The sequence below is a fragment of the Blastococcus carthaginiensis genome (assembly GCF_030731085.1).
Classification (GTDB): domain Bacteria; phylum Actinomycetota; class Actinomycetes; order Mycobacteriales; family Geodermatophilaceae; genus Blastococcus; species Blastococcus carthaginiensis.
On the sequence record NZ_JASNFN010000014.1, the window covers coordinates 88,775 to 111,098 of the forward strand.

General features: G+C 76.6%; 23 protein-coding genes and 1 tRNA gene. 9 read left to right on the forward strand and 15 right to left on the reverse strand.

The window, feature by feature from the left end:
- The first annotated feature begins 105 nt into the window (after nt 1-105).
- The 3 genes from QOZ88_RS13580 to QOZ88_RS13590 are packed head-to-tail and all read left to right on the forward strand — an operon-like array spanning nt 106 to nt 3,415.
- Nucleotides 106-1,065, forward strand: a complete 960-nt coding sequence (locus tag QOZ88_RS13580) for a putative selenate ABC transporter substrate-binding protein (protein WP_306000285.1) — start codon at nt 106-108, stop codon at nt 1,063-1,065.
- 8 nt (nt 1,066-1,073) lie between these two features.
- Complete coding sequence (locus QOZ88_RS13585) at nt 1,074-1,808, forward strand: phosphonate ABC transporter ATP-binding protein (RefSeq protein WP_306000286.1); 735 nt, start codon at nt 1,074-1,076, stop codon at nt 1,806-1,808.
- A complete protein-coding gene (locus QOZ88_RS13590; RefSeq protein ID WP_306000287.1) occupies nt 1,805-3,415 on the forward strand; it encodes a PhnE/PtxC family ABC transporter permease in 1,611 nt (536 codons plus the stop codon). Before QOZ88_RS13585 ends, QOZ88_RS13590 begins: the two co-directional genes overlap by 4 nt.
- A 103-nt stretch (nt 3,416-3,518) precedes the next feature.
- Here QOZ88_RS13590 and QOZ88_RS13595 read toward each other — a convergent pair whose 3' ends face one another.
- Genes QOZ88_RS13595 through hrcA form a run of 3 tightly spaced genes read right to left on the reverse strand, consistent with a single transcriptional unit; the run spans nt 3,519 to nt 6,441 of the window.
- Entirely contained in the window at nt 3,519-4,268 is a 750-nt protein-coding gene (locus QOZ88_RS13595) for a 16S rRNA (uracil(1498)-N(3))-methyltransferase (RefSeq protein ID WP_306000288.1), read from the reverse strand.
- 4 nt (nt 4,269-4,272) lie between these two features.
- Nucleotides 4,273-5,403 carry a molecular chaperone DnaJ gene (gene dnaJ, locus QOZ88_RS13600; protein WP_306000289.1) on the reverse strand — a complete coding sequence of 377 codons (1,131 nt, stop codon included), beginning with the start codon at nt 5,401-5,403 and terminating at the stop codon, nt 4,273-4,275.
- A 15-nt stretch (nt 5,404-5,418) separates the two neighbouring features.
- Entirely contained in the window at nt 5,419-6,441 is a 1,023-nt protein-coding gene (gene hrcA / locus QOZ88_RS13605; protein ID WP_306000290.1) for a heat-inducible transcriptional repressor HrcA, read from the reverse strand.
- A 247-nt stretch (nt 6,442-6,688) separates the two neighbouring features.
- Between hrcA and QOZ88_RS13610 the strand changes: the two genes are divergently transcribed.
- Both QOZ88_RS13610 and QOZ88_RS13615 read left to right on the forward strand, forming a co-directional pair.
- Nucleotides 6,689-7,063 (forward strand): type II toxin-antitoxin system VapB family antitoxin, encoded by a 375-nt coding sequence (locus QOZ88_RS13610; RefSeq protein ID WP_454970901.1) that lies wholly within the window; start codon nt 6,689-6,691, stop codon nt 7,061-7,063.
- Nucleotides 7,064-7,576: 513 nt separating this feature from the next.
- On the forward strand, nt 7,577-7,834 hold the full coding sequence (locus QOZ88_RS13615; protein ID WP_306000291.1) for a hypothetical protein: 258 nt from the start codon (nt 7,577-7,579) through the stop codon (nt 7,832-7,834).
- Between the two features lie 30 nt (nt 7,835-7,864).
- Here the strand turns inward: QOZ88_RS13615 and QOZ88_RS13620 are convergent, their stop codons facing one another.
- From QOZ88_RS13620 to hemW, 8 genes are all read right to left on the reverse strand, one after another.
- Entirely contained in the window at nt 7,865-8,329 is a 465-nt protein-coding gene (locus QOZ88_RS13620) for a hypothetical protein (protein ID WP_306000292.1), read from the reverse strand.
- A gap of 151 nt (nt 8,330-8,480) precedes the next feature.
- Nucleotides 8,481-9,086, reverse strand: coding sequence for a response regulator transcription factor (locus tag QOZ88_RS13625; protein WP_091932992.1), 606 nt, complete (start codon nt 9,084-9,086; stop codon nt 8,481-8,483).
- Nucleotides 9,083-10,195: a sensor histidine kinase gene (locus tag QOZ88_RS13630; RefSeq protein ID WP_306000293.1), complete on the reverse strand. Its 1,113-nt coding sequence runs from the start codon at nt 10,193-10,195 to the stop codon at nt 9,083-9,085. Before QOZ88_RS13630 ends, QOZ88_RS13625 begins: the two co-directional genes overlap by 4 nt.
- Before the next feature lie 20 nt (nt 10,196-10,215).
- On the reverse strand, nt 10,216-10,962 hold the full coding sequence (locus QOZ88_RS13635; protein WP_306000294.1) for an ABC transporter permease: 747 nt from the start codon (nt 10,960-10,962) through the stop codon (nt 10,216-10,218).
- Nucleotides 10,959-11,882: an ABC transporter ATP-binding protein gene (locus QOZ88_RS13640; RefSeq protein ID WP_306000295.1), complete on the reverse strand. Its 924-nt coding sequence runs from the start codon at nt 11,880-11,882 to the stop codon at nt 10,959-10,961. The genes QOZ88_RS13635 and QOZ88_RS13640 overlap by 4 nt, the downstream gene beginning before the upstream one ends.
- A gap of 198 nt (nt 11,883-12,080) precedes the next feature.
- The gene (locus QOZ88_RS13645) at nt 12,081-12,395 is read right to left on the reverse strand and encodes a TraR/DksA family transcriptional regulator (RefSeq protein WP_306000296.1); all 315 of its coding nucleotides are present in this window, start codon (nt 12,393-12,395) and stop codon (nt 12,081-12,083) included.
- Between the two features lie 88 nt (nt 12,396-12,483).
- A complete protein-coding gene (locus QOZ88_RS13650) occupies nt 12,484-12,639 on the reverse strand; it encodes a hypothetical protein (RefSeq protein ID WP_306000297.1) in 156 nt (51 codons plus the stop codon).
- A 154-nt stretch (nt 12,640-12,793) separates the two neighbouring features.
- A complete protein-coding gene (gene hemW / locus QOZ88_RS13655; protein WP_306000298.1) occupies nt 12,794-14,032 on the reverse strand; it encodes a radical SAM family heme chaperone HemW in 1,239 nt (412 codons plus the stop codon).
- A 49-nt stretch (nt 14,033-14,081) separates the two neighbouring features.
- On the opposite strand from hemW, the gene QOZ88_RS13660 reads away from it, so the two are divergent.
- A complete protein-coding gene (locus tag QOZ88_RS13660) occupies nt 14,082-14,864 on the forward strand; it encodes an enoyl-CoA hydratase-related protein (RefSeq protein WP_306000299.1) in 783 nt (260 codons plus the stop codon).
- Between the two features lie 153 nt (nt 14,865-15,017).
- Here QOZ88_RS13660 and QOZ88_RS13665 read toward each other — a convergent pair whose 3' ends face one another.
- The 4 genes from QOZ88_RS13665 to QOZ88_RS13680 all read right to left on the reverse strand — a co-directional run bounded on the left by QOZ88_RS13665 (nt 15,018) and on the right by QOZ88_RS13680 (nt 19,813).
- Entirely contained in the window at nt 15,018-16,244 is a 1,227-nt protein-coding gene (locus QOZ88_RS13665; RefSeq protein WP_306000300.1) for a S1C family serine protease, read from the reverse strand.
- Nucleotides 16,245-16,604: 360 nt separating this feature from the next.
- A complete protein-coding gene (gene selB / locus QOZ88_RS13670; protein WP_306000301.1) occupies nt 16,605-18,374 on the reverse strand; it encodes a selenocysteine-specific translation elongation factor in 1,770 nt (589 codons plus the stop codon).
- Nucleotides 18,371-19,687: an L-seryl-tRNA(Sec) selenium transferase gene (selA, locus tag QOZ88_RS13675; RefSeq protein WP_306000302.1), complete on the reverse strand. Its 1,317-nt coding sequence runs from the start codon at nt 19,685-19,687 to the stop codon at nt 18,371-18,373. Before selA ends, selB begins: the two co-directional genes overlap by 4 nt.
- A 30-nt stretch (nt 19,688-19,717) precedes the next feature.
- A tRNA-OTHER gene (locus QOZ88_RS13680) sits at nt 19,718-19,813 on the reverse strand.
- Between the two features lie 53 nt (nt 19,814-19,866).
- On the opposite strand from QOZ88_RS13680, the gene QOZ88_RS13685 reads away from it, so the two are divergent.
- The 3 genes from QOZ88_RS13685 to QOZ88_RS13695 all read left to right on the forward strand — a co-directional run bounded on the left by QOZ88_RS13685 (nt 19,867) and on the right by QOZ88_RS13695 (nt 22,270).
- A complete protein-coding gene (locus tag QOZ88_RS13685; RefSeq protein WP_306000303.1) occupies nt 19,867-20,448 on the forward strand; it encodes a helix-turn-helix transcriptional regulator in 582 nt (193 codons plus the stop codon).
- A 10-nt stretch (nt 20,449-20,458) separates the two neighbouring features.
- The gene (gene selD / locus QOZ88_RS13690; RefSeq protein WP_306000304.1) at nt 20,459-21,466 is read left to right on the forward strand and encodes a selenide, water dikinase SelD; all 1,008 of its coding nucleotides are present in this window, start codon (nt 20,459-20,461) and stop codon (nt 21,464-21,466) included.
- 213 nt (nt 21,467-21,679) lie between these two features.
- Nucleotides 21,680-22,270 carry a hypothetical protein gene (locus QOZ88_RS13695; protein ID WP_306000305.1) on the forward strand — a complete coding sequence of 197 codons (591 nt, stop codon included), beginning with the start codon at nt 21,680-21,682 and terminating at the stop codon, nt 22,268-22,270.
- Nucleotides 22,271-22,324: the final 54 nt, after the last annotated feature.

The following is a 22,324-nucleotide window of genomic DNA, read 5'->3' on the forward strand; positions in this document are numbered from 1 at the left end:
GGCACGGAGCGCCGGGCCGACGACGCCGGGTGCAGGATGGGTCGCCCCTTTCCCCCGCTCCCGGAGGTCCGCCGTGCCCGTCCCCCTCCCCCCGGCGAGGACGTAGTGCGTCCCGCTCGCGCCGCCCGGTCGGGTGGCCTCGTCCCCGGTTCCGACCCCGTCCCCACCTTCTCCCGCCGCACCCTGCTCACCGGCACGGGCGCCCTCCTCGCCGCCGCGCTCACCGGCTGCGGCACCGGCTCCGCCGCCGCACCGGGCGACCCCGGGCCGCTGCGCATCGGCGCGATCCCCGACCAGGACCCCGAGGTCCTGCAGCGGCTCTTCGGCACCGTGGCCGGCTCCCTCGCCGCGGACCTCGACCTCGACGTCGAGTACCGGCCGGTGACCGACTACGCCGCCGCCGTCTCGCTCTTCCGCACCGGCGACCTGGACCTCGTCTGGTTCGGCGGGCTGACCGGAGTCCAGGCCCGGCTGCAGACCCGCGGCGCCGTCCCGATCGCCCAGCGCGACATCGACGAGGAGTTCCACTCGGTCTTCGTCGTCAACACCGCCACCGGGCTCGCGCCGGCCGACGACCTCGCCTCGCTGGCGGACCTCCGGTTCACCTACGGCAGCGAGACCTCCACCTCCGGCCGGCTCATGCCCGCCTACTACCTGCGCGAGGCCGGCGTCGATCCCGAGGGCTTCCCCGGCGGGCCCGGGTTCTCCGGCTCGCACGACGCGACGATCGCCCTCGTCGCCTCCGGCACGTACCAGGCCGGGGTGCTCAACGAGCAGGTGTGGCGGTCCCGGACGGAGAGCGGCGAGGTGGACCCGGCGGTGGTCGCCTACGCCCGCACCCCCGCGTACCACGACTACCACTGGCTGCTCGGCCCCGGCGCCGTCGAGCGCTTCGGCGGCGACCTGGGCGGCCGGCTCACCGGCTGGTTCACCGGGCTGTCCGCCGGCGATCCGGACGACGCGGCGGTGCTCGAGCTCTTCGGCGCGGGCTCCTTCCTCCCGACCGAGGCGGCGAACTACCGGCAGATCGAGGAGATCGGCCGCGACCTGGGGCTGGTCAGCTGAGCGAGGTCGTGCGGCTCACCGGCATCGAGGTCCGCTTCGGCGGCACGCCCGCCCTCGCCGGGGTGGACCTCGCGGTGGCCGCGGGCGAGCGCGTCGCCGTCGTCGGCGCCTCGGGTGCGGGCAAGTCGACGCTGCTCGGGGTGCTCAACGGCGCGGTGCCGCCGACGGCCGGCTCGGTGCGCGTGCTCGGGCAGGACCCGGCGGCCCTGCGCGGGCGGGAGCTGCGCCGGCTGCGGGCACGCACCGGCACGGTGCACCAGCACCTGGAGCTCGCCGGGCAGCTGCGGGTGGTGCACAACGTGAACGCCGGGCGGCTGGGCGCCTGGTCGGCCGCCCGGGCCGCGTGGTCGCTGGTCCACCCCCAGGGCACCGACGACGTGCTGGCCGCGCTGAGCCGCGTGGGGCTCGCCGACCGGGCGTACGAGCGCACCGACCGGCTCTCCGGGGGTCAGCGGCAGCGGGTGGCGCTGGCCCGGCTGCTTGTGCAGCGGCCCGAGCTGGTGCTCGCCGACGAGCCGGCGTCGGCGCTGGACCCGGCGCTGGCCGACCAGGCGCTCGGGCTGCTCGGCGAGCTGGCGGCCGGGCGCGGCGGCGCGCTGCTCGCCTGCCTGCACGACCCCGCCCTGGCGCTGCGGCACTGCGACCGCGTCGTCGGCCTGGCGGCCGGCCGGGTGGTGCTCGACGCCCCCGCCCGCACCCTCACGGTGGCGGCGCTGGAGGGGTTCTACGGGGTGCGCCGGTGACCGCTGTCCTGCAGCCGACGGCACCGCCGGCTCCGCGCCTGCGCCGCGACCGGCGGCGGTGGGCCTGGGGGCTCGGCGGCCTCGCCCTGCTCGGCTGGGCGCTGGCCGGCAGCGGGCTGCTCTCCGGGCCGGTGCTCAACCCGGCCGGCACTGGACAGGTGGGCCGGTTCCTCGCCGCCGCCGTCCGGCCGGAGCTGGGCGCGGAGTTCCTCCGCGTGGTGGCGGGCTCCACGCTGGTGACCGTCGCGTACGCGGTGCTGGGCGCCGGGCTCGCCGTGCTGATCGGGGCGCTGGGTGCGATCCCGGCGTCGCGCACGACCTGGGGGCGGCGGCGCAGCGGCTGGCTGCTCACCCGCGGCGGGCTGGCGCTGCCCCGCGGCCTGCACGAGGCGGTGTGGGGCCTGCTGCTGGTGAACGTGCTCGGCCTGGACCCGTGGGTGGGGGTGCTGGCCATCGCCGTGCCCTACGGCGCGATCACCGCCAAGGTCTTCGCCGACCTGCTCGACGAGGTGCCGCGCGGCGGGTACCGGGCGCTGCTCGCCGCGGGGGCCGGACGCGGGACGGCGACCCTGTACGGCCTGCTCCCCCCGGCCGCCGGCGGGCTGCTCTCCTACTCGTTCTACCGGCTGGAGTGCGCGGTGCGGTCGGCCGTCGTCCTCGGCCTGATCGGCGCCGGCGGGTTGGGTTACCAGCTGGCCCTCTCGTTCACCTCGCTGCGCTGGGAGCAGGTCTGGACGACGGTCTACGCGCTGGCGCTGCTGTGCCTGCTGGCCGACGTCGCCGGCCGGGCCGTGCGCCGCCGCGTCGCCGCGCCGCGGCCCGGGTCGCGACGCGACCCCCTCCTCACCGGCGCCGTGCTCGCGGTCCTGGCGCTGGCCGGCTGGGCGGTCGGGTACCTGGCGCTCTCCCCCGCGGCACTGGTCTCCGCCCGCACCCGCGAGCAGGTCGCCTACGTCGCCTCGGCCGCCTGGCCCCCGGCGACCGACGGCGACCTGCTGGCGGCGGTGTGGTCGGCGTCGGTGGAGACGGTGCGGATGTCGGTGCTGGCGGTGGCGTTCGCGACCGCGGGGGCGGTGGCGCTGGCCGGACTGGCGGCCCGCCCGCGGTTCCCGGCCGGTCCGGGGCGCCGCGCGCTCGGGGTGCTCACCCGCCTCGGCCTGCTGCTGCTGCGCGCCGTCCCGCCGCCGGTGTGGGCGCTGGTGCTGCTTTTCGTGCTCCTCCCCGGCGTGCTGCCCGGGGCGCTGGCCCTCGGCGTCTACACGCTGGGCGTGCTGGGGCGGCTGGTCGGCGAGGCGGTGGAGGAGGCCGACCGGCGCCCCGGGGAGGCGCTGCGGGCGTCGGGGGCGTCACCGGTGGGCGCGGGGCTGTACGGCAGCGTGCCGGCGCTGGCCGGGCCGGTGCTCGCGCTGGCGCTCTACCGCTGGGAGGTGGTCGTGCGGGACACCGTCTTCGTCGGCCTGCTCGGCGCCGGCGGGATCGGCGTGCTGCTGTCGGCGGCGACGTCCTCGTTCGACTGGCCGGCGGTCACCACGGTGCTGATCGCCATCGTGCTGCTGACCGTGGTCGTCGACCTGGTGGGTGCCCGCGCCCGCGCCGCGCTGCGCTGACCCCCGCGGCGCCGTCCTCCCTCACCGCCGGGCGTCCTCCCCCACCGCGCACCACGAGGGAGGACACTCGACGATCAGGGAACCTGATCATCGACGCGGGCGGTCAGCTCCAGCGGGTGCCCGCCGACAGGGCGGCGAGCGCGGCGGCACCCGCCGTGGAGGTCCGCAGCACCTCGGGGCCCAGCCGCACCGGCTCCGCCCCGGCCGCGCGGAAGGCGACGACCTCGCCGTCGGAGAGCCCGCCCTCGGGGCCGACGACGAGCACCACCGTCCCGGACGCCGGCACCGCCAGCCCGGCCAGCGGACGCCGGGCCTGCTCGTGCAGGACGACGGCGAGGTCGGCCTCGGCGAGCATGCCGGCGACCTCGCGCGTGCTCATCGGCGCGGTGACCTCGGGCAGCCGCGGGCGTCGGGACTGCTTGCTCGCCGCCCGGGCAGCGGCCCGCCACTTGGCGACGCCCTTCTCGACCCGGTCGTCGCGCCAGCGGGTCACGCAGCGGGCGGCCTGCCACGGCACGATCCGGTCGACGCCGAGCTCGGTGGCCAGGTCGACCGCCAGCGGACCCCGGTCGCCCTTGGGCAGCGCCTGCACGAGCACGAACTCCGGGTCGGGCGCGGGCACCTCGAAGCGGTCGCGCACGGCGACCCGCAGGCCCTCCGGCCCGGCGGCGACGACCTCGCCCTCCGCGACGGTCCCCGCGCCGTCCCCGACGTGCACCCGCTCGCCGGCCTGCAGCCGCAGCACGTCGACGGCGTGCCGCCCCTCCTGGCCCGCGACGAGCAGCTCCGGGACGTCGGGCAGCTCGTCGAGCAGGAACAGCGGGGCGCCGTCGAGCTCGGGGGCCTCGCTCACCGGGTCAGCGCCCGTGGAACGCGTCGCGGACCCGGGAGAACAGGCCGCCCTGCGCCTCGCGGTCGGCGCCGGGCTGGTCCTCGCCCCGCAGCGCGGCGAGCTCGCGCAGCAGCTTCTCCTGCTCGGCGTCGAGCCGCGTCGGCGTCTGCACCTCGACGTGCACGAGCATGTCCCCGCGCCCGGTGGCCCGCAGCCGCGGCGCACCGTGCGCGCGCAGGGTGAGCACGCTGCCCGACTGGGTGCCCGGGCGGATGTCGAGCTCTTCCTCGCCGTCGAGCGTCTTGAGGTTCAGCGTGGTGCCCAGAGCCGCGGTCGTCATCGGGAGGGTGACCCGGCAGTGCAGGTCCTCGCCGTCGCGGGTGAACACCTCGTGCGGGCGCTCGTGCACCTCCACGTAGAGGTCGCCGGCCGGCCCGCCGCCGGGGCCGACCTCGCCCTGGCCGGTGAGCCGGATCCGCATCCCGTCCTCCACGCCGGCCGGCACCTTGACCGAGAGGGTCCGGCGGGCCCGCACCCGGCCGTCGCCGCCGCACTTCGGGCAGGGCTGCGGGATGACCTGGCCGGTGCCCATGCAGGTCGGGCAGGTGCGGCTGGAGACCACCTGGCCGAGGAAGCCGCGCTGCACGCTCTGCACCTCGCCGCGGCCGGAGCAGGTCCCGCAGGTCGCCGGGTGGGTGCCCGGTGCGGTACCGGCGCCGGTGCAGGCGTCGCAGAGGACGGCGGTGTCGACGGTGATGTCCTTGGTGGTGCCGAAGACGCTCTCGTCGAGCTCCAGCTCCACCGGGATCAGCGCGTCGCGACCGGCCCGGGTGCGGCTGCGCGGCCCGCGGGTCGTCGCGCCGCCGAAGAAGGCGTCCATGATGTCGCCCAGCCCGCCGAACCCGGGCCCGCCGAACCCGCCGGCGCCCCCGGACCCCGCGTCGAACGGGTCACCGCCCAGGTCCACGATCCGGCGCTTCTCCGGGTCGGTCAGCGCCTCGTAGGCGCGGGTGACCTCCTGGAAGCGCTCCTTGGCCTCCGGATCCGGGTTGACGTCGGGGTGCAGGTCCCGGGCCAGCCGCCGGTAGGCGCGCTTGATGTCCTGGTCGGTCGCGCCCTGGGCCAGGCCCAGCACGCCGTAGTAGTCGGTCGCCATCGAAGAGTCTCGTCCTCAGCTCTCGGCCAGCAGGTGGCCGACGTAGCGGGCCACGGCTCGCACCGCGGCCATGTTTCCTGGGTAGTCCATGCGCGTCGGCCCGACGACGCCGAGGCCGCCGAGCGCGCGGTCGCCCGAGCCGTACCCGACGGTGACCAGCGAGGCCCCCGTCAGCGCCACGTGGGCGTTCTCCTCGCCGATGCGCACCAGCACGGTGCCGGCGTCGACCTCGCTCATCAGGCGCAGGACGACGACCTGCTCCTCGAGGGCCTCCAGCAGCGGCCGGAGCGTGCCGGAGAAGTCGGTGCCGCTGCCGCGGGCGAGGTTCGCCGTCCCGCCGATGACCAGCCGGTCCTCGCTGGGCTCGACGAGGGTCTCGACCAGGGTGGCGCTGACGGCGGCGACCAGCCCCCGCAGGTGCGACGGCGCGGTCTCCAGCAGGCCGGGCACCTTGTCGCCGGCCTCGCCGAGCTTCACCCCGGCGAAGGCGGAGTTCAGCAGGGCGCGCAGCTCGGGGACGGCGGCGGCGTCGACGTCGGGCGGGCAGTCGACGACCCGCTGCTCCACCCGACCGGTGTCGGTGATCAGGACCAGCAGCAGCCGGCCGACCGCCACCTGCACCACCTCGAGGTGGCGGACGGCGCTGCGGGACAGCGTCGGGTACTGGACGACGGCCACCTGGCGGGTGAGCTGCGCCAGCAGCCGCACGGTGCGGCCGAGCACGTCGTGCAGGTCGACGGCGCCGTCGAGGAAGCGCTCGATCGCCCGGCGCTCCGCGGACGACAGCGGCTTGACCGCCGAGAGCCGGTCGACGAAGAGCCGGTAGCCCTTGTCGGTGGGCACCCGGCCGGCGCTGGTGTGCGGCTGGGCGATGTAGCCCTGCTCCTCCAGCACCGCCATGTCGTTGCGGATGGTCGCCGGGGAGACCCCGAGGTCGTGCCGCTCGGCGAGAGCCTTGCTGCCCACCGGGTCGTTGGTGGAGACGAAGTCCTGGACGATGGCCCGGAGGACCTCCAGGCGGCGTTCGTCGTGCGCCACGGTGACACCTCCCCGTACCGGTCGACGTGCCGTGCCGCACCCCCGGGTGCGGGGCCGCCGCCGGCCCCGGGACACGCCCGGCCTGGCACTCGCACGGACAGAGTGCCAGGCCAGCATACGTCCGCCCGCGCCCGCCGTCGCGTGGCTCGCTGCCCGCCCGCGCGCGACGACGGCGGCTGCCCGCGGCGGCTAGGGTGGTGGCGGTCGGTGCCCCTGGCCGGGGCGGAGAGCGGAGGTCGGTCCCCTGATCTTCAAAGGCGTGCGGAACGGGCGCCCCTATCCCGACCACGGGCTGTCCACCCGTGATTGGGCGATGATCCCGCCCCGGCAGGTCCGGCTGGACACGCTGACCACCACCAAGCGGGAGCTGGCCCTCGACGCGCTGCTCGCCGACGACTCCACCTTCTACGGCGACCTCTTCCCGCACGCGGTGCAGTGGCAGGGGGAGCTGTACCTGGAGGACGGGCTGCACCGGGCGCTGCGCGCAGCGCTGCAGCAGCGCAACGTCATCCACGTGCGGGTCCTCGACCTCGACGCGCTCACCCCGGTGCAGGCGCCCGAGGGCCCGAGCACCGCCTCCCTGCCCGCGCAGCCCCCGGTCCCCGGCCCGCGCGGCCGCTGACCCGGGCGCCGTCCCGCCCGGGTCGACCCGGCGGATGACGCCGTTCGACCCCTTCGCAGGGTCCCGCCGCGAGCCTACGAGCGGTGGCCGCCCTGCACCTGCGCCACGCCTGGGTGGCGCTGCTGGACGGCGGGGTCGCTGGGCCGCACGATGCGAGCTGTGGACGGACCCCGGCCGGCGTGGCCCCTGCTGCCGGTGGCGGCGCTGCTGGCCGCAATGCCTGCGTTCGCTGCATGCGGGGCCGGCGGCGGTGGGACCGCCCCCCTGTCCTACGTCGCGGAGTTCAGCCTCGGCGGGAACACATCCGAGGCGCGGGAGTTCGTGCTCACGCCGGCCCCCGGTCCACGGGTGCAGGTGCTCCCCGCGCCGTCCCCTGCGCCACGGATCACGCCGGCTCCCGACGTCGATGGGGACGTTCCGTTCGAGCTGTCGTACACGCCTTCCCCCGCGCCGGCACCTGACTCCGGTGGGAGGTCCCCTCTCGAGTCGGCCTTCCAGCCCTCGGTCGCGTGGGTGAACGACGGTCAGTACCTCGGGGTGGTCACCTACGGCAGTTCGAGCTGTCCCACCGGTCCGCTCGGAATCGAGGTGGTCGGCGGCCAGGAGATCGAGATCCGCCTGGGGCAACTGTTCCCCGACCGTGGCGTCTGCTCCGCGGACATGAGCGGGCACGTCACCGTGGTGGAGCTGCCGCCGGGGATCACGCCGACGAAGCCGCTGGTGGCCCGCTTGGGAAACCACGAGGTCACCATCGAGGCCGTGGGTCGCTGACCCGAGCCGCCGGGCTGCAGAGGCGGCGGATCAGCGTCGTCCGTGCGAGCGTGCCAACTGCTCGGTCGGACGGCTCCTGCGAGATGCGGCACCACGCCCGAGACGCGAGAGGCCCACGGTGGTGATCCACATCGAGCCGAGACCGAGGCTGACCCCGGCCACGATCGTGGGCGTCCATGACGGCTCCTGGCGGACGACGTCGCCGGCGGTCGGGGCGGTCCACGTGCAGGAGATCCCCAGTGGCAGCCACGAGGTCTCCGCCTCCGCGTACCAGTTCTCGTAGGGCGGGGTGTAGGGCACTCCGCGGTCGCGGCAGACCTGGCTTCGCCCGTCCCCGATCGACGGCGCCCATGCCGTCGCGAGCGTGCCAACGGCGATCGCGATCGCCAGCACCAGCAGCGCCACGCCGGGGATCACGCGTAGGGACGCCGGCTGCGCGCCCGGTTCCGTCCCGTCGCCGCGGCGCTCCGCCGGCGGTCCGTCCCCCATCGCCACACTGCTGATGATGCCGGGCGGACAGGCTGCCCTACCGCACGAACACGCCGACCCAGCGGGCCCGCCCCGGGTCTGTCGACGGCAGGTCGTCGAGGTCAGCAAGGACCGCGCGGGGTCGAACCGGCGCGCCGTGGGGACCGAAGGGGTCCTCCTACAGCCAGCCCTTCTCCTCCGCGACGCGGGCCGCCTCCACGCGTGTGCGGGCGCCGGTCTTGCCGATCGCCGAGGACAGGTAGTTCCGCACGGTCCCCTCGGACAGGAACAGCCGGCCGGCGATGTCGGCGACGGTCGCCCCGTCCGCGGCGGCGCGCAGCACGTCGGCCTCCCGCGCCGACAGCGGCGTCGCCCCGATCGCCAGCGCCGCCGCGGCGAGGTCGCGGTCGATGACCCGCTCCCCGGCCATGACCGCCCGGATGCCCTGGGCGAGCTCGCTCACGGGGGCGTCCTTCACCAGGAACCCGGCGGCCCCGACCTCCATGGCCCGGCGCAGGAAGCCCGGCCGGCCGAAGGTGGTGAGGATGACGGCGCGGCACGCCGGCAGCGCCGCCGCGAGCTCCCGTGCGGCGGTCAGCCCGTCGGCGCCGGGCATCTCGATGTCGAGCAGCGCGACGTCGGGGCGGTGCTCGGCGGCCGCCGCCGCGACGGCGTCGCCCCGGCCCACCTCGGCCACCACCTCGATGTCGTCCTCGAGCTCCAGCAGCGCACGCAGCGCCCCGCGGACCATCGTCTGGTCCTCGGCGATGAGCACCCGGATCACGGCGCCGCCACCGGCGAGGCCTCGACCGGGCTGCTCAGCGGCACCGACGCGGTGAGCCGGAAGCCGGCGCCCTCGCCCTGCCCGTGGTCCAGCCGGCCGCCCACCGCGGCGACGCGCTCGGCCAGCCCGCACAGCCCGGTACCGGCCGGGGCGTCGCCACCGCGGCCGTCGTCGGCGATGGTCAGCCGGACGTCGTCGTCCCCGGCCCGGAGGGTCACCGTGACCGACCGCGCCCCGCTGTGCCGCAGCACGTTGGTGGTGGCCTCGCGCACGACCCAGCCGAGCACCGCGTCGACCGGGCCGGGCAGCGGCCGTCCCGGCGCCCGGGCCCGCAGCGAGATGCCGGCCGCCGACAGCGCCGAGCGGCCCTCGGCCAGCGCCTGGGCGAGGCTCACCTGGCGGTAGCCGCTGACCGCGTCGCGCACCTCGGCGAGGGCCCGCCGCGCCGCCGCCTCGACGTCGGCCATCTCCTGGCGGGCGCGGGCCGGGTCGCGCTCGGCCAGCCGGCCGGCCAGCTCGCTCTTGAGCGCGATCAGCGACAGGCTGTGCCCGAGCAGGTCGTGCAGGTCGCGGGCGAAGCGCAACCGCTCCTCGGCCACGGCGTTGCGGGCCAGCTCCTCCCGGGCCTCCACCAGCTCGGAGTTCACCGAGATCAGCTGCCGCATCCCGCGGAGCGCGAACGCGGTGAGCACGCACATCACCGGCAGGATGAAGACCTCGCCCAGGACGCCGTGGGCGGCCAGCACCCCGGCGCAGACGCCGGCCGCGCCCACGACCGCCGGCCACACCCACCGCTGGGGCAGACCCACGGAGGCCGCGGCCGAGACGTAGATCATCAGCCCGGCCCACGCGGGGCCCAGCCAGACGGCGAGCCCGACGCCGAGGACGGCGACGACCGCCAGCTGCACGCGCGGCCAGTCGCGGCGCTCGCCGAAGACCTGACCGAAGATGCCGAGGTAGACGACGGTGAAGGCGACCAGGCCCGCAGCCGCCACCACCTGCACGAGCGCCGGCCGGGGCGTGCTGACGAGGTCGGCGACCGGGAAGACCTGGAACAGCAGCCAGGGCACGGCCCAGCCCAGGCGCTGCCAGCGGTTCCGGGGATCCACGAGCGGCACCGTAGCCGGGCTCAGCCCGCGACCGCGTGCAGCGGCCGCCTCCGTGCGACGGACACCGCGATGAGCCCGAAGGCGGCCGTGAACCCGGCCATCGCCAGGACCGCCCCCGCTGCCGGCCACCCCCCGGCGGCCACGCCGCGCCCCAGCTCGGCGTACCAGAACGAGGGCAGCGTGTACGCCAGCCCGCGCATGGCCTCCGGCAGCATCTCCACCGGCCACCACAGCCCGCCCAGCGCGGCCAGCACCACACCCAGGATGCCGATGGCGCCCCCGGCGGCCTTCTCGTCCAGCGACAGCCCGACCAGCAGCCCCAGCGCCACGAACGCCGCCGACCCGGCCCACAGCACCGCCAGCAGCGCCAGCCAGGTGCCGGCGGGCAGCTGCACGCCGTTGACGAACCGGCCGACGAGCGCGACCACCAGCAGGCTGGGCAGGGCCAGCAGCACCCCGACGACGACGTCGACGGCGAAGACCTGCGTCTGCGGCACGGGCGTGACGCGGAGCTGGCGCAGCCAACCGGACGCGCGGTCGAACGAGATGCGGATGGTCGCACCCAGGGACGCGCCGATGGCCCCGTACGCCATCATCGAGACCATGATCGACGCCGAGACCTCCTGACGCTCGGCCGTCCCCGGCATCTGCCCGCCGATGATCTTCGTGAGGAAGATCGTGAACAGCGCCGGTAGCAGCACGGTGAAGAAGACGAACTGCTTGTTGCGCGCCACCCGACGCAGCTGGAAGGCGAAGAGCGGGTTCACCGGATCGCTCCGATCGTGGTCTGCCGGCGGGCGGGGAGGAGGGAGAGGACGGCGTCCTCGAGGGAGGCGCCGCGCACCTCCAGGTCAGGAAGCCCGCCGTCGGCGAGCAGGGTGCGCAGGGTGGCGTCGGCGTCGGTGGTCGCCAGCCGGACGGTGCTCCCCTGCCAGGCCACCGCGGTGACCCCGGGGACGTCGTCGAACCGGCGCCCGGGCGCGGCCGTGAAGGAGACCGTGCGCCCACCGGCACCGGCCTTGATCTCGGCCGCGGTGCCGTCGGCGACGACGCGGCCGCCGGCGACGACCACCACCCGGTCGGCGACCGCGTCGGCCTCGTCGAGGTGGTGGGTGGCGAAGACGACGGTGTGCCCGCGGCCGGCCAGGCCGCGCATCGTCGTCCAGAAGGCCCGGCGCGCCTCGACGTCCATGGCGGAGGTCGGCTCGTCCAGGAGGAGCAGCGGCGGGGCGCCGACGAGGGCCAGGGCCAGCAGGACGCGCTGGCGCTGGCCGCCGGAGAGCGCGTCCACCGGCCGGTCGAGCAGGCCGTCGATGCCGGCGGTGGCCACCAGGTCCGCGAGCGGCCACGTGCCGTCTCCCCCGGCCCGCCCGAAGCTGCGCCGCACCAGGTGCAGCACCTCGCCGACCCGGGTCTCGCTGGGCAGGCCGCCGTGCTGCAGCATCGCGCCGACGCTCCCGGCCCGGACGGCGTCGCGGGGGCTGCGGTCGAGCACGCGCACGTCCCCGGCCGCCGGGTTCAGCAGGCCGAGGACGGCGTTCACCGTCGTCGACTTGCCGGCCCCGTTGGGCCCGAGCAGGGCGACGGTCTGGCCGCGCGGGATGGTGAGGTCCAGGTCGTCGACGGCGACCGCGTCGCCGTAGCGGACGGTGAGCCCGCGGATCTCGAGGGCAGGTGCGGGAGGCATGCGCCGAGCCTGCCCCGCCGGCGGGACGGCGGAGTAGTGCCGGACGTGGGCGGCCGCCTCAGACAACCCGCAGGGGGGGCCCGCGCCCCCCCACAGGGCCCGGCGGGGGGGGCCCCGCCCCCGCGGGCGGGCCGGGGTATTTGGCCGGCACGTCGCCGGCCGCATCTGACATCCGTCAGGTGCGGCCGGCGACCCAGCTCAGGCCGCGGCGGTGCAGGCGACGCAGGTGCGCGCGAACGGGCGCAACTCCAGCCGCTCCTCCGGGATGGCGGCGCCGCACCCGGTGCAGCGGCCGTAGCTGCCCTCGTCGATGCGGGCGAGCGCGGCGTCGATCTCCTCGATGGTGCGCTGCAGGTCGGCGCTGCGGCGCTGGGCGACCGGGTCGGGCACCGAGGTGGCGCACTCGGCGAGCGCCTCCTCGCGCTGCTGGACGGCCTCGGCGCGCTGCTCCTCCAGCAGGCGGCGGAAGCGGTCGGCGGAGGCGGCGGTCGGGCTGTCGAGGCTGGCGGACATGCGGGAGATCTCCTTCGGGCGAACGCGGGAGAACGCGGTCACCGGTCAGTGGCGCGTCGGGGCGGGGGGTCGTGACCCGTCGGGCGGGTCAGGAGCGACGCGGCGGGGCGCGGTCCTGGCTGCGGCGGAGGACGTCGAGGCCGCGGAGGCCGCGGGCGCGGCGGTTCATCGCGAGGGCGAGCCGCGCACCGCCGGGCAGGGCGAACGGTGGGTGCACGGAGGGGTGCGCTGCTGGTGCGGACACCGACGCCCCCCTCCGTGCCACCCGGCCCCGTTGCCGGAACGGGGACCATAACCGACGATCGCGTGCCGCAATCGCCCCCTTTCGGGTGAAGCCGGCTCCGGTCCGGTCCCCGAGGCTCGTCCCGAGCCCGCGAGGGATGAGGAGGACGGGGTCCTCAATCGGTGAGGTCGCGGACCACCGCGTCGGCCAGCAGCCGGCCCCGGTCGGTGAGGACGGCGCGGCCCGCGGCGTGGGCCCCGGGCTCGAGCAGCCCGCCGGCGACGGCCGCGGCGGCCCGGGCCCGCCCGGTGGCGGTGAGCGCGGTCAGCGGCAGCCCGTCCCGCAGTCGCAGCCCGAGCATCACCGCCTCCAGGGCCCGGTCGGCGTCGTCGAGCACCTCGGCGCCCTGCGCCGGGCTCTCGCCGCGGGCCAGCCGGTCGGCGTAGGCCGCGGGGTGCTTGACGTTCCACCAGCGCACGCCACCGACGTGGCTGTGCGCGCCCGGCCCGACCCCCCACCAGTTGGCGTTGGCCCAGTACAGCTCGTTGTGCCGGCAGCGGGCCGCCTCGGAGGTGGCCCAGTTGGACACCTCGTACCACTCGAACCCGGCCCGGCGCAGGGTCGAATCGGCCTGCTCGTAGCGGTCGGCGAGCACGTCGTCGTCGGGCATGGGGAGCTCGCCCCGCGTGACCCGGCGGGCGAGCTTGGTGCCCTCCTCCACGATGAGCGCGTAGGCGCTGACGTGGTCGACCGGGGAGGCGAGGACGGCGTCGAGCGAGGCCGCCCAGTCGGCGTCGGTCTCCCCCGGGGTGCCGTAGATCAGATCGAGGTTGACGTGCTCGAAGCCCGCCGCACGGGCCTCGTGCGCGGCCTCGACGGCGCGGCCGGGGGTGTGCCGCCGGTCCAGGGCGGCGAGCACGTGCGGTGCGGCCGACTGCATGCCGAGGCTCACGCGGGTGAAGCCGCCCGCGCGCAGCCGGGCCAGCGACGCCGGGGACACCGTCTCCGGGTTGGCCTCGGTGGTCACCTCGACGTCGTCGGCGACGTGGAAGAGCTCCCGGACGGCGGCGAGCACCGCGGCGAGGTCGTCCGCGGGCAGCAGGGTGGGCGTGCCCCCGCCGACGAACACGGTGGAGACCGTCGGGAGGTCCGGGCCGAGAGTGCGGGCGGCGCGCTCGAGCTCGGCGATCGAGGTGCCGGCGTACTCGCTGCGGTTGGCGCCGGGCCCGAGCTCCTCGGAGGTGTAGGTATTGAAGTCGCAGTAGCCGCAGCGGGTCGCGCAGAACGGCACGTGCACGTAGAGGCCGAACGGGGTGGTCGCGAGCCCCTCGCGGGCACCGGCGGGGAGCCGGTCGGGGCCGGGCGAGCCGGGCGGCGGGCCGGCGTCGTTCAGCAGCGGCAGGACGGTGTTCATCTGCTCCCAGTGTGCCGCGCCGGCCCGCGGGCGCGGCAGGATGCCGGGCGTGACCTCCGACCGAGTGCTACAGGTGTCCCTCTCGCGCGGCGTCGCCACCCTGACGCTGGACTCCCCCGCCAACCGCAACGCGCTCTCGCGGGCGATGCGCGCCCAGCTTCGCGCGGGGCTGACCGATGCCCTCGCCGACGACGCGGTGCGGGTGGTCGTGCTCGACCACACCGGCCGGGTGTTCTGCTCGGGCATGGACCTGTCCGAGGCCGCCGGCGGTTCCTCGGAGGACCAGGGGGTGCGCGAGTTCCCGGAGCTGCTGGAGCTGCTGTGGTCCGCGCCCAAGCCCGTCGTCGCGGTCGTGCGCGGGCCGGCGCGCGCCGGCGGCGTGGGGCTGCTGGCCGCCTGCGACGTCGTCGTCGCGGCGTCGTCGGCCACCTTCGCCTTTTCCGAGGTGCGGCTGGGCCTGGTGCCGGCGGTGATCTCCGCCGTCGTCCTGCCCCGGATGACGACGCACGTGGCGCACCGGCTGATGCTCAGCGGCGAGGTCTTCGACGCCGCGACCGCCGCCGCCGGCGGGCTGGTCGACCTGGTGGCCGCCGACGACGACCTCGACGCCGCGCTGGCCGGGCAGCTCACCGCCCTGGCCGCGGGCGCACCCGCCGCCCTGGCCGAGACCAAGCGGCTGCTGCGGGCGCGCCAGCCCGCGCTCTCCTTCGAGCCGCTGCTCGACCTCTCGGCGCGGTTCTTCGCCGGCGAGGAGGGCCAGGAGGGCATCGCGGCGTTCCGCGAGAAGCGTCCCGCGCGCTGGGTGCCGGCCGACGACTCGTCCTCCGGGTGAGTCACGCTCTGCCCACCCCGGGTGGGCAGAGCGCTACCGCGCGCGGAACACGGACCAGGGCTCGGCTGGCCCTCCCCCGGACGCTCTGCCTCTGCTCCCCGGGGAACCAGAGGCAGAGCGCTCCGCGAGGTGCTACGGAGACGGCAGGTGTGCTCAGTCCCCGGCGGGGCCGGCCGGCACGCGCAACTCGACCCGCCAGGGGTCGTAGACCTGAGCCGTCTGGGTGGGTTCCATGAAGAAGCCTTCCACCGCGATCGCGTCGCCGGGATTGGTGGAGGCGAGCACGCCACACACCTCGGCGAAGGACGACACCGGCTGCCCGGCCATCCTCGTGATGACGTCCCGGACCAGGATGCCGGCCGCTTCCGCCGGTGAGCCGCTCTCGACCGTGGTGACGACGAGTGCGGGGATGCCCGCCTTCGCGAAGGCCTCCGGGTGGTCCGCGCCGCCTGCCCACATCGCCCCCGCCTCGTCGGGCGTCAGCGTGCTCAGGTCGAACCCGGTGAGACCGACGTCGCCGTAGCTCACTCCCTGCCTCAACTGCTCGATGACGGGGACGGCGTGCTCCGTCGAGATCGCGTAGTACTGCCCCTGGATGATCCGCCCGCCCTGCTCGGTGTTGCCGAGGGAGTTCACTCCCACGACCTCACCGCGGTCGTCGAACAGCGGCCCGCCGCTGTTGCCGGGATTGATGACGGCGTCGTGCTGGATCGCGGCGACGTAGAGCGGGAGGCTGGAGTGCGGCGCCGCGTCCAACCTCGGGACCTGGACGTTCCCGGAGGTCGGGACCGCGGTGCGGTCGCCGGCCTGGGCGGCGTCGAAACTGGCGGGGAAGCCGATCGCCGTGACCTCGTCCTGCGCCTGCAGCAAGGTGGAGTCACCCATGGTGACCTCGGTCAGGTCTCGGGGAACCGTGTTCATCTGGAGGACCGCGAGGTCCTCGCACGGCGAGACCCCCAGCCGCCGGGCCGGGATGCGGTCGCCCCGAGAGGTGACCACGCTGAGCGAGCCGACTCCACCGGTGACGTGCGCGTTGGAGACGACGATGCCTTCCGCGGCATCGATCACGAACCCGCTCCCGCTGCCCTCCGCAGCGAGGACCTGGACGGTCGCGTCCACGTTCTGCGCGAAGATCTCCTTGGGGCTGAGTGCCTCCTCCGTCGCCGGCGCACCTGCTGCCGACCCGACGTCCCCGACAGGCTCCTCCTGGAGCAGGGTCGCGCTCGGGGACGGGGCCGGGCTCGGAGGTGCTACCGGGCTCGGGGGTGCGGTCGTGGTCGTGCTCGGGGGCGGCGGTGGGGTGGCGGCCGGGGTCGACCCCTCGGTGCCGCAGCCGGTCACGACCGCGGCCACCAGCGCCCCGCTCGCGAGCAACGTCATCGATCTCCTGTGCGTCATGGCCTCCCCCTTGCAGCCGTCACCCGGTATGGGCCGGACACCCCCTCGACTGGCCGCGCGCGTGGGTGCGGGTCCATGCGAGGCACGGATGGTAGGTAGGGAGGGCCTGGCCGAGGGGCCTTCGGGCACTCGTCCGCTGGACGGGGACGGCGCCACGCCCTGGTGCCTCCACGTGTGTCACCGCCGCGTTGCAGTCCGCCACCGGACGTGGGGATCCACGGCACAGCGTTCCTCGGTCGGCAGTAAATCTCTGCCCTCCCCGGGTGAGCAGAGATCTACTGCCGACGGAGCTCTGCCTCTGAGTGCCCTGGCACTCAGAGGCAGACTCCGCCCGAGGTGCACCTACCGGAGGCGGCGGGTGTTGTCCGGCAGCCGCTGGGTGACGCCCCGGCCGTCCAGCCACTCCATGAGCGGGACGGCGACCCGGCGGCTGGTGCCCCACGCCTGGCGGGCCTGGCTGAGGGTGAACGGCTGCGGCACCGCGGCGAGCCGCTCCCGGGCCACCGCCTCGATGCCCGGCGCCAGGTACACGCCCTCCCCCACCCGCACCAGCTGCCCGCTCCGCACGGCGGCGGCGAGCTCGCGGCCACCCAGCCCGGCGGCCACCAGGTCCGGGGCCTCCGGGGCCGCGAACGGGTCCGCGGCCAGCCGCGCGCGGACCGCGTCGACCGCCCGCTGCACCTCCGGCGGCAGCTCGGCCGCGCCGTCGACGACCCGCCCCTCCCGCAGCACCAGCGGCTCGCGGACGAGGGCGGGCACCAGCTCCGCGTCGGGCAGCTCCAGCGCCCGACGCACCACCTCGGCCGGCGGCCCGGGCTCCAGCGGCCGCAGGCGCCGGTAGCGCGCGACGACCTCGGGCAGCCGGGCGGCGAGCTCGTCGGCGAGCCCGGCGGCCAGCAGCCACGGCCCGTTCCGCGTCGCCCCGGCGGGCACCGGCCAGCCCATCGCGGCGAAGTCGGCGGCGCGGACGATGCGGCGGCGGGCCAGGGCGGCGGACGCGCCGTCCGACCCGTCCGGCTGGGCGACGAGCTCGGCGGCCCGCTGGCGCGCGGCGCCGCGGCGCCGCAGCTCGGGCGGGTCCACGTCGCGCACGTCGGCACCGAGCACCCGGCGGGCACCGGGGTCGCGCAGCAGCAGCCGGTCGCCGATCCGCAGCGGCAGCGGCGAGGCCAGGCGCAGGCGCACCGCCGCGCCGTCGAGCGGGCGCAGGCGGGCGCCCACGGTCGCGGAGCCGACGTGCACCACCGGGCCGGCCGGCAACCGCTCGTCGGGCACCCCGGTCAGCGTCACGTCGACGACGTCGGTCAGCCGGAACGCCTCGGGCGTGAGCAGCGCGTCGCCCCGGGTCAGCTCCTCGACCGCGACGCCGCGCAGGTTGAGCGCCACGCGCGCGGTGGCCGCGGCCCGCTCGACGGGCTCGCCGAGGGACTGCACGCCCCGCACGGTCACCTCCCGGTCGCCCAGGACGAACCGGTCGCCGGCCGCGACGGCCCCGGCGGCGAGCGTGCCGGTGACGACCGTGCCGGCGCCCCTGATGGTGAAGGCGCGGTCGATCCACAGCCGCACCGGCGCGTCGGGGTCCGGGGCCGGCAGTGCGCCGAGCAGGTGCTCCAGCGCGGCCGTCAGCTCCGGCACGCCCTGCCCGGTGACCGAGCTGACCGGGATCCCGGGCACCTCGCCCATCGACGTCGCGGCGAGCCGCTCGCGCACGTCGGCGAGCACGGGTGCCGGGTCGGCGAGATCGGACTTGGTGACGGCGAGCAGCGCGTGCCGCACCCCCAACGCATCGAGGACGCCGATGTGCTCGGCGGTCTGCGCCGACCAGCCGTCGTCGGCCGCGACGACGACGAGCGCGGCCGGCACCGGGCCGACGCCGGCGAGCATGTTGCCGACGAAGCGCTCGTGGCCGGGGACGTCGACGACCGCGAGCCGGCGTCCCGAGGGCAGCGTGGTCCACGCGAAGCCCAGGTCGATGGTGAGCCCGCGGCGGCGCTCCTCGGCCCATCGGTCGGGCTCCATGCCGGTGAGCGCCCGCACGAGCGCCGACTTGCCGTGGTCGACGTGGCCGGCCGTCGCGATGACGTCCATACCGGCGGGACAGGGCGCGGTCACGTCCACCGGCGGGCCACCTCCAGCACGGCGTCGGCGAGGGCGTCGTCGGCGCCGGGCGGGACGCTGCGCAGGTTGAGCAGCGTGCGGCCGTCCTCGACGTAGCCGACGACCGGGGTCGCGCCCAGCCGCAGCGGCTCGGCGAACTCCGGCGGCAGCGAGACGGCGGCGCCGGGCAGCGGGTGCTCGGGCGCCCCTCCCCCGCCGACCCGCGAGTCGGCGTCCACCGCGTCGGCGGCCACGCCCCCGGCCACGAGGCGGCCGGCGAGCGCGCGCGCCCGCTCCCGCAGGTCGGCGACATCGGCGGCGAGCATCTGCTGCACCGGCGGCAGCGGGCCGCGCAGCGTCGCCTCGAGGGCGGCCAGCGTCGTCTTGTCGACCCGGAACGCCCGGTAGAGCGGGTGGCGGCGCAGTCGCTGGACGAGCTCTGCCCGGCCGAGCACGAGGCCCGCCTGGGGCCCGCCGAGCAGCTTGTCACCGCTGGCGAGCGCGAGGTCGGCGCCGGCGGCGAGCGTCGTCTGCAGGTCCGGCTCGTCCGGGAGTACCGGGTGCGGCCGGAGCAGGCCGGAGCCGACGTCGGCGACCAGCGGCACCCCGGTGCCCTGGAGCGCCGCCGCGAGCTCACCGACCTCCACCGCCCGGATGAAGCCGCGCACGACGAAGTTCGACGGGTGCACCTTGAGCACCGCGCCGGTGCCCGGTCCCAGGGCGTCGCGGTAGTCGGCGAGCGCGACCCGGTTGGTGGCGCCGACCTCGCGCAGCCGGGCGCCGGTGCTCTCGAGCAGCTCGGGGATGCGGAACCCGTCGCCGATCTCCACCAGCTCCCCGCGGGCGAGCACCAGCTCGCGGCCCTGTCCCAGGGCGGTGGCCACCAGCGCGAGCGCAGCGGCGCAGTTGTTCACCACGAGCGCGGCCTCCGCGGCCGGGACCGCCTCCAGCAGCGCCGCGATCGCCGCCTCCCCGCGCGGGCCGCGGCGGCCGGTGCGCAGGTCGAGCTCGACGTCGGTGGTGCCGCTCGCCGCGACCACCGCCTCGACCGCGGCCGCAGACAGCGGCGCGCGGCCGAGGTTGGTGTGCACCACGACACCGGTCGCGTTGAGCACCGGGCGCAGGCTCCCGGCCACGGGCGGGAGGTCGGCGAGGACGGCGTCGACGGCGGCGCCGGGCGCGACCTCGCCCGCCCGGATCCGCTGCTGGACGCGCTGCACGGCGCGCTTGACCAGGACGCGCCCCAGCCGCTCCCCGGCCCCGGCCAGTCGGGGGTCGGCGAGCAGCGTGTCGGTGCGGGGCACCTGGCGGCGCGGGTCGGTCGTCATCGCCCCGCAGCGTAGGTGCGGGGCGGGAGCTGGCGGAGGCGGACGGGAATCGAACCCGCCTGGCCGAGATGCTCGGCCACGTCGGCTTTAGAGGCCGCGGGGGCCACCAGACACCCTGACGCCTCCGCCCGGCAGCCTACGGGGTGGAACTGTCGGAGGTCGGTGCCAGCATCCGCGGCGTGAACCGCACCGAGCCCCGCACCCCCGCCACGCTGCCGCCGGTCGCCCTCACGCCCGAGGAGGCGGCCGCCGTCGCCGCCGCGCTGGCCGCACGGCCCGAGGGCCCCTACGCGGAGGCGGGCCGGACCGCGCTGGAGAAGGTGCTGACGGCGCTGGAGCCGGACCCGGCCCAGCGCGCGCGGCTGCTGGCGAGCAGCCGCCGGCTGGCCGCCGAGGCCGCGCGCGACGCCGAGGTGCGCCGCCGCGTGGAGCGGGGGCTCACCGAACGGCGGGTGCTCGTGCTGGGGTACCGCGACCGCGAGGGCCGCTGGTCGGAGCGGGCTGTGGAGCCGCAGCTGCTGGTCCGCGCCGGCGCCCACGAGTTCCTGCTGGCCTGGTGCCGGGAGCGCCAGGAGCTGCGCTGGTTCCGGGAGGACCGCATCGGCGCCGCCGAGGTCACCGGCGAGCCCGCCCCCCGGCGCGACCTGGCCGGCGTCGGCGCGCCGTCCTCGGCCGGGCACCCGGCCGGGCGGAAGCTGCCGCGCACCTCGCCGCCCCCGGCGCCACCCCGGCTCCGGGTGCTCCCCGGCGGCCGGGCCTAGATTCGGGCGCGTGACCACCGCACCCGCGCGCATCCGGCTCACCCAGTACGCCCACGGCGGGGGGTGCGCCTGCAAGATCCCGCCCGGTGAGCTCGAGGCGGTGGTGGCCGGGTTGACCGCGCAGGGCCCGGTCGACCCGGCCGCCGAGCTCGTCGTCGGGCTGGACGACGGCGACGACGCGGCCGTGGTCCGCATCCCCGGCGGGCAGGGCCTGGTGCTCACCACCGACTTCTTCACCCCGGTCGTCGACGACGCGTACACCTTCGGCCGGATCGCCGCGGCGAACGCGCTCTCCGACGTCTACGCGATGGGCGGCACCCCCGTCGTCGCCGTGAACCTGCTCGGCTGGCCGCGCGACGTGCTGCCCGCGGAGCTCGCCGCCGAGGTGCTGCGCGGCGGCCTCGAGGTGGCCCAGGAGGCCGGCTGCCACGTCGGCGGCGGTCACTCGATCGACGACCCGGAGCCGAAGTACGGCATGGCGGTCACCGGCGTGGTCGACGTCGACCGGCTCATCACCAACGCCGGGGCGGTGGCGGGCACGCCGCTCACCCTCACCAAGCCGCTCGGGGTCGGGGTGCTCAACAGCCGCATGAAGGCCACCGGCGAGGTGTCGGAGGAGGCGGTCGCCGCGATGACCGCGCTCAACCGCGAGGCCGGCCGGGCCGCGGTCGCCGCCGGCATCCGCGCGGGCACCGACGTCACCGGCTTCGGCCTGCTCGGCCACCTGTACAAGATGGCGCGGGCCAGCGGGGTCACCGCCGTCGTCGACGCCGCCGCCGTCCCGTACCTGACCGGGGCGCGGGAGGCGCTGGCCGCCGGCTTCGTCTCCGGGGGCACGCGCCGCAACCTCGACTGGGTGCGCCCGCACGCCGACCTCTCCGCCGTGGACGAGGACGAGGCGCTCCTGCTGGCCGACGCCCAGACCTCCGGCGGGCTGCTGCTGGCCGGGGAGATCGCCGGCTCCCCGGTGATCGGCGAGTTCGTGCCGCGCGGGGAGCACGTCGTCGTCGTCCGCTGACAGCCCCGGGAGCATGCAGCGAGGAGCGGACCGGGGCGCGGAAGCGGACCCGAGCCGTCGTCCGCTGGGAGTCGTCGCGGCGAGTCCCGCGCGACGCGCCGGAGCCGTCGACTGCCGGGCGCGCCCGGGCCTGGCACGCCGGGGCCTCCGCTGCCACGCTCCCGCGCACGACGGGCGCGGAGGAGCCGTGGCCCGGGGGCGAGGAGGACCGGCATGAGGACGTCGACGTTCCGGCGGGGACTGACCGTGCTGCTGCTGGCGGCCACGGCGGGGCTGGTGGCCCCGGGCACGGCCGCGGCTGCGACGGAGGAGCGGATCGGCTTCGCCAGCAGCGGGCTGGACGGCACCGACCGCCGGACCGGGCACACGCTGCACAGCGTCATGGAGGTCTTCGACCCGCCGACCGAGCCGGCCTTCGGCGTCACCGACTTCTTCGTCGGCGGCCCGCTCCCCGGCGGCGGCGAGGGCATCCTCTACGAGTGCACCACCGAGGACCGGGTGCGGGCCCGGCTGCACGCGTTGCACTCCGCGGTTGCGAGCGGTGTCCTCCCCCTGACCTGCTCCTCCCCCGTCGGCCTGCCCGACCGGCAGGGCTACGCGGTGGTGGGCATGGTGTGGCACGGCACCGGGCCGGTGGAGCAGCACGTCTTCGACCACGGCGGGTGCACCGAGTACCTCGACGTCCGCGCCGCCCGGGTCGCCGGCGGCATCCGGCTGGTCGTGCCGGACGTGGCGGTGGGCCGGCTGGTCACCGTCGACCCCGCCGAGAGCGAGCTGCGCCGGCAGCGGATGGTCTGCGGCTGACCCCTCTGGCCGGTGGTCCGTGTCGCCCGCGGACCGGCCATGTCATAGCGTCCC

What these genes read in the sequence shown, in the direction of transcription:
- dnaJ (WP_306000289.1), bottom strand. Translation starts at nt 5,403, where the DNA reads ATGGCGACCGACTACTACGGCGTGCTGGGCCTGGCCCAGGGCGCGACC.
- QOZ88_RS13640 (WP_306000295.1), bottom strand. Translation starts at nt 11,882, where the DNA reads ATGCCTCCCGCACCTGCCCTCGAGATCCGCGGGCTCACCGTCCGCTAC.
- hemW (WP_306000298.1), bottom strand. Translation starts at nt 14,032, where the DNA reads ATGAACACCGTCCTGCCGCTGCTGAACGACGCCGGCCCGCCGCCCGGC.
- QOZ88_RS13645 (WP_306000296.1), bottom strand. Translation starts at nt 12,395, where the DNA reads ATGTCCGCCAGCCTCGACAGCCCGACCGCCGCCTCCGCCGACCGCTTC.
- QOZ88_RS13695 (WP_306000305.1), top strand. Translation starts at nt 21,680, where the DNA reads ATGAGGACGTCGACGTTCCGGCGGGGACTGACCGTGCTGCTGCTGGCG.
- selA (WP_306000302.1), bottom strand. Translation starts at nt 19,687, where the DNA reads ATGACGACCGACCCGCGCCGCCAGGTGCCCCGCACCGACACGCTGCTC.
- QOZ88_RS13665 (WP_306000300.1), bottom strand. Translation starts at nt 16,244, where the DNA reads ATGACGTTGCTCGCGAGCGGGGCGCTGGTGGCCGCGGTCGTGACCGGC.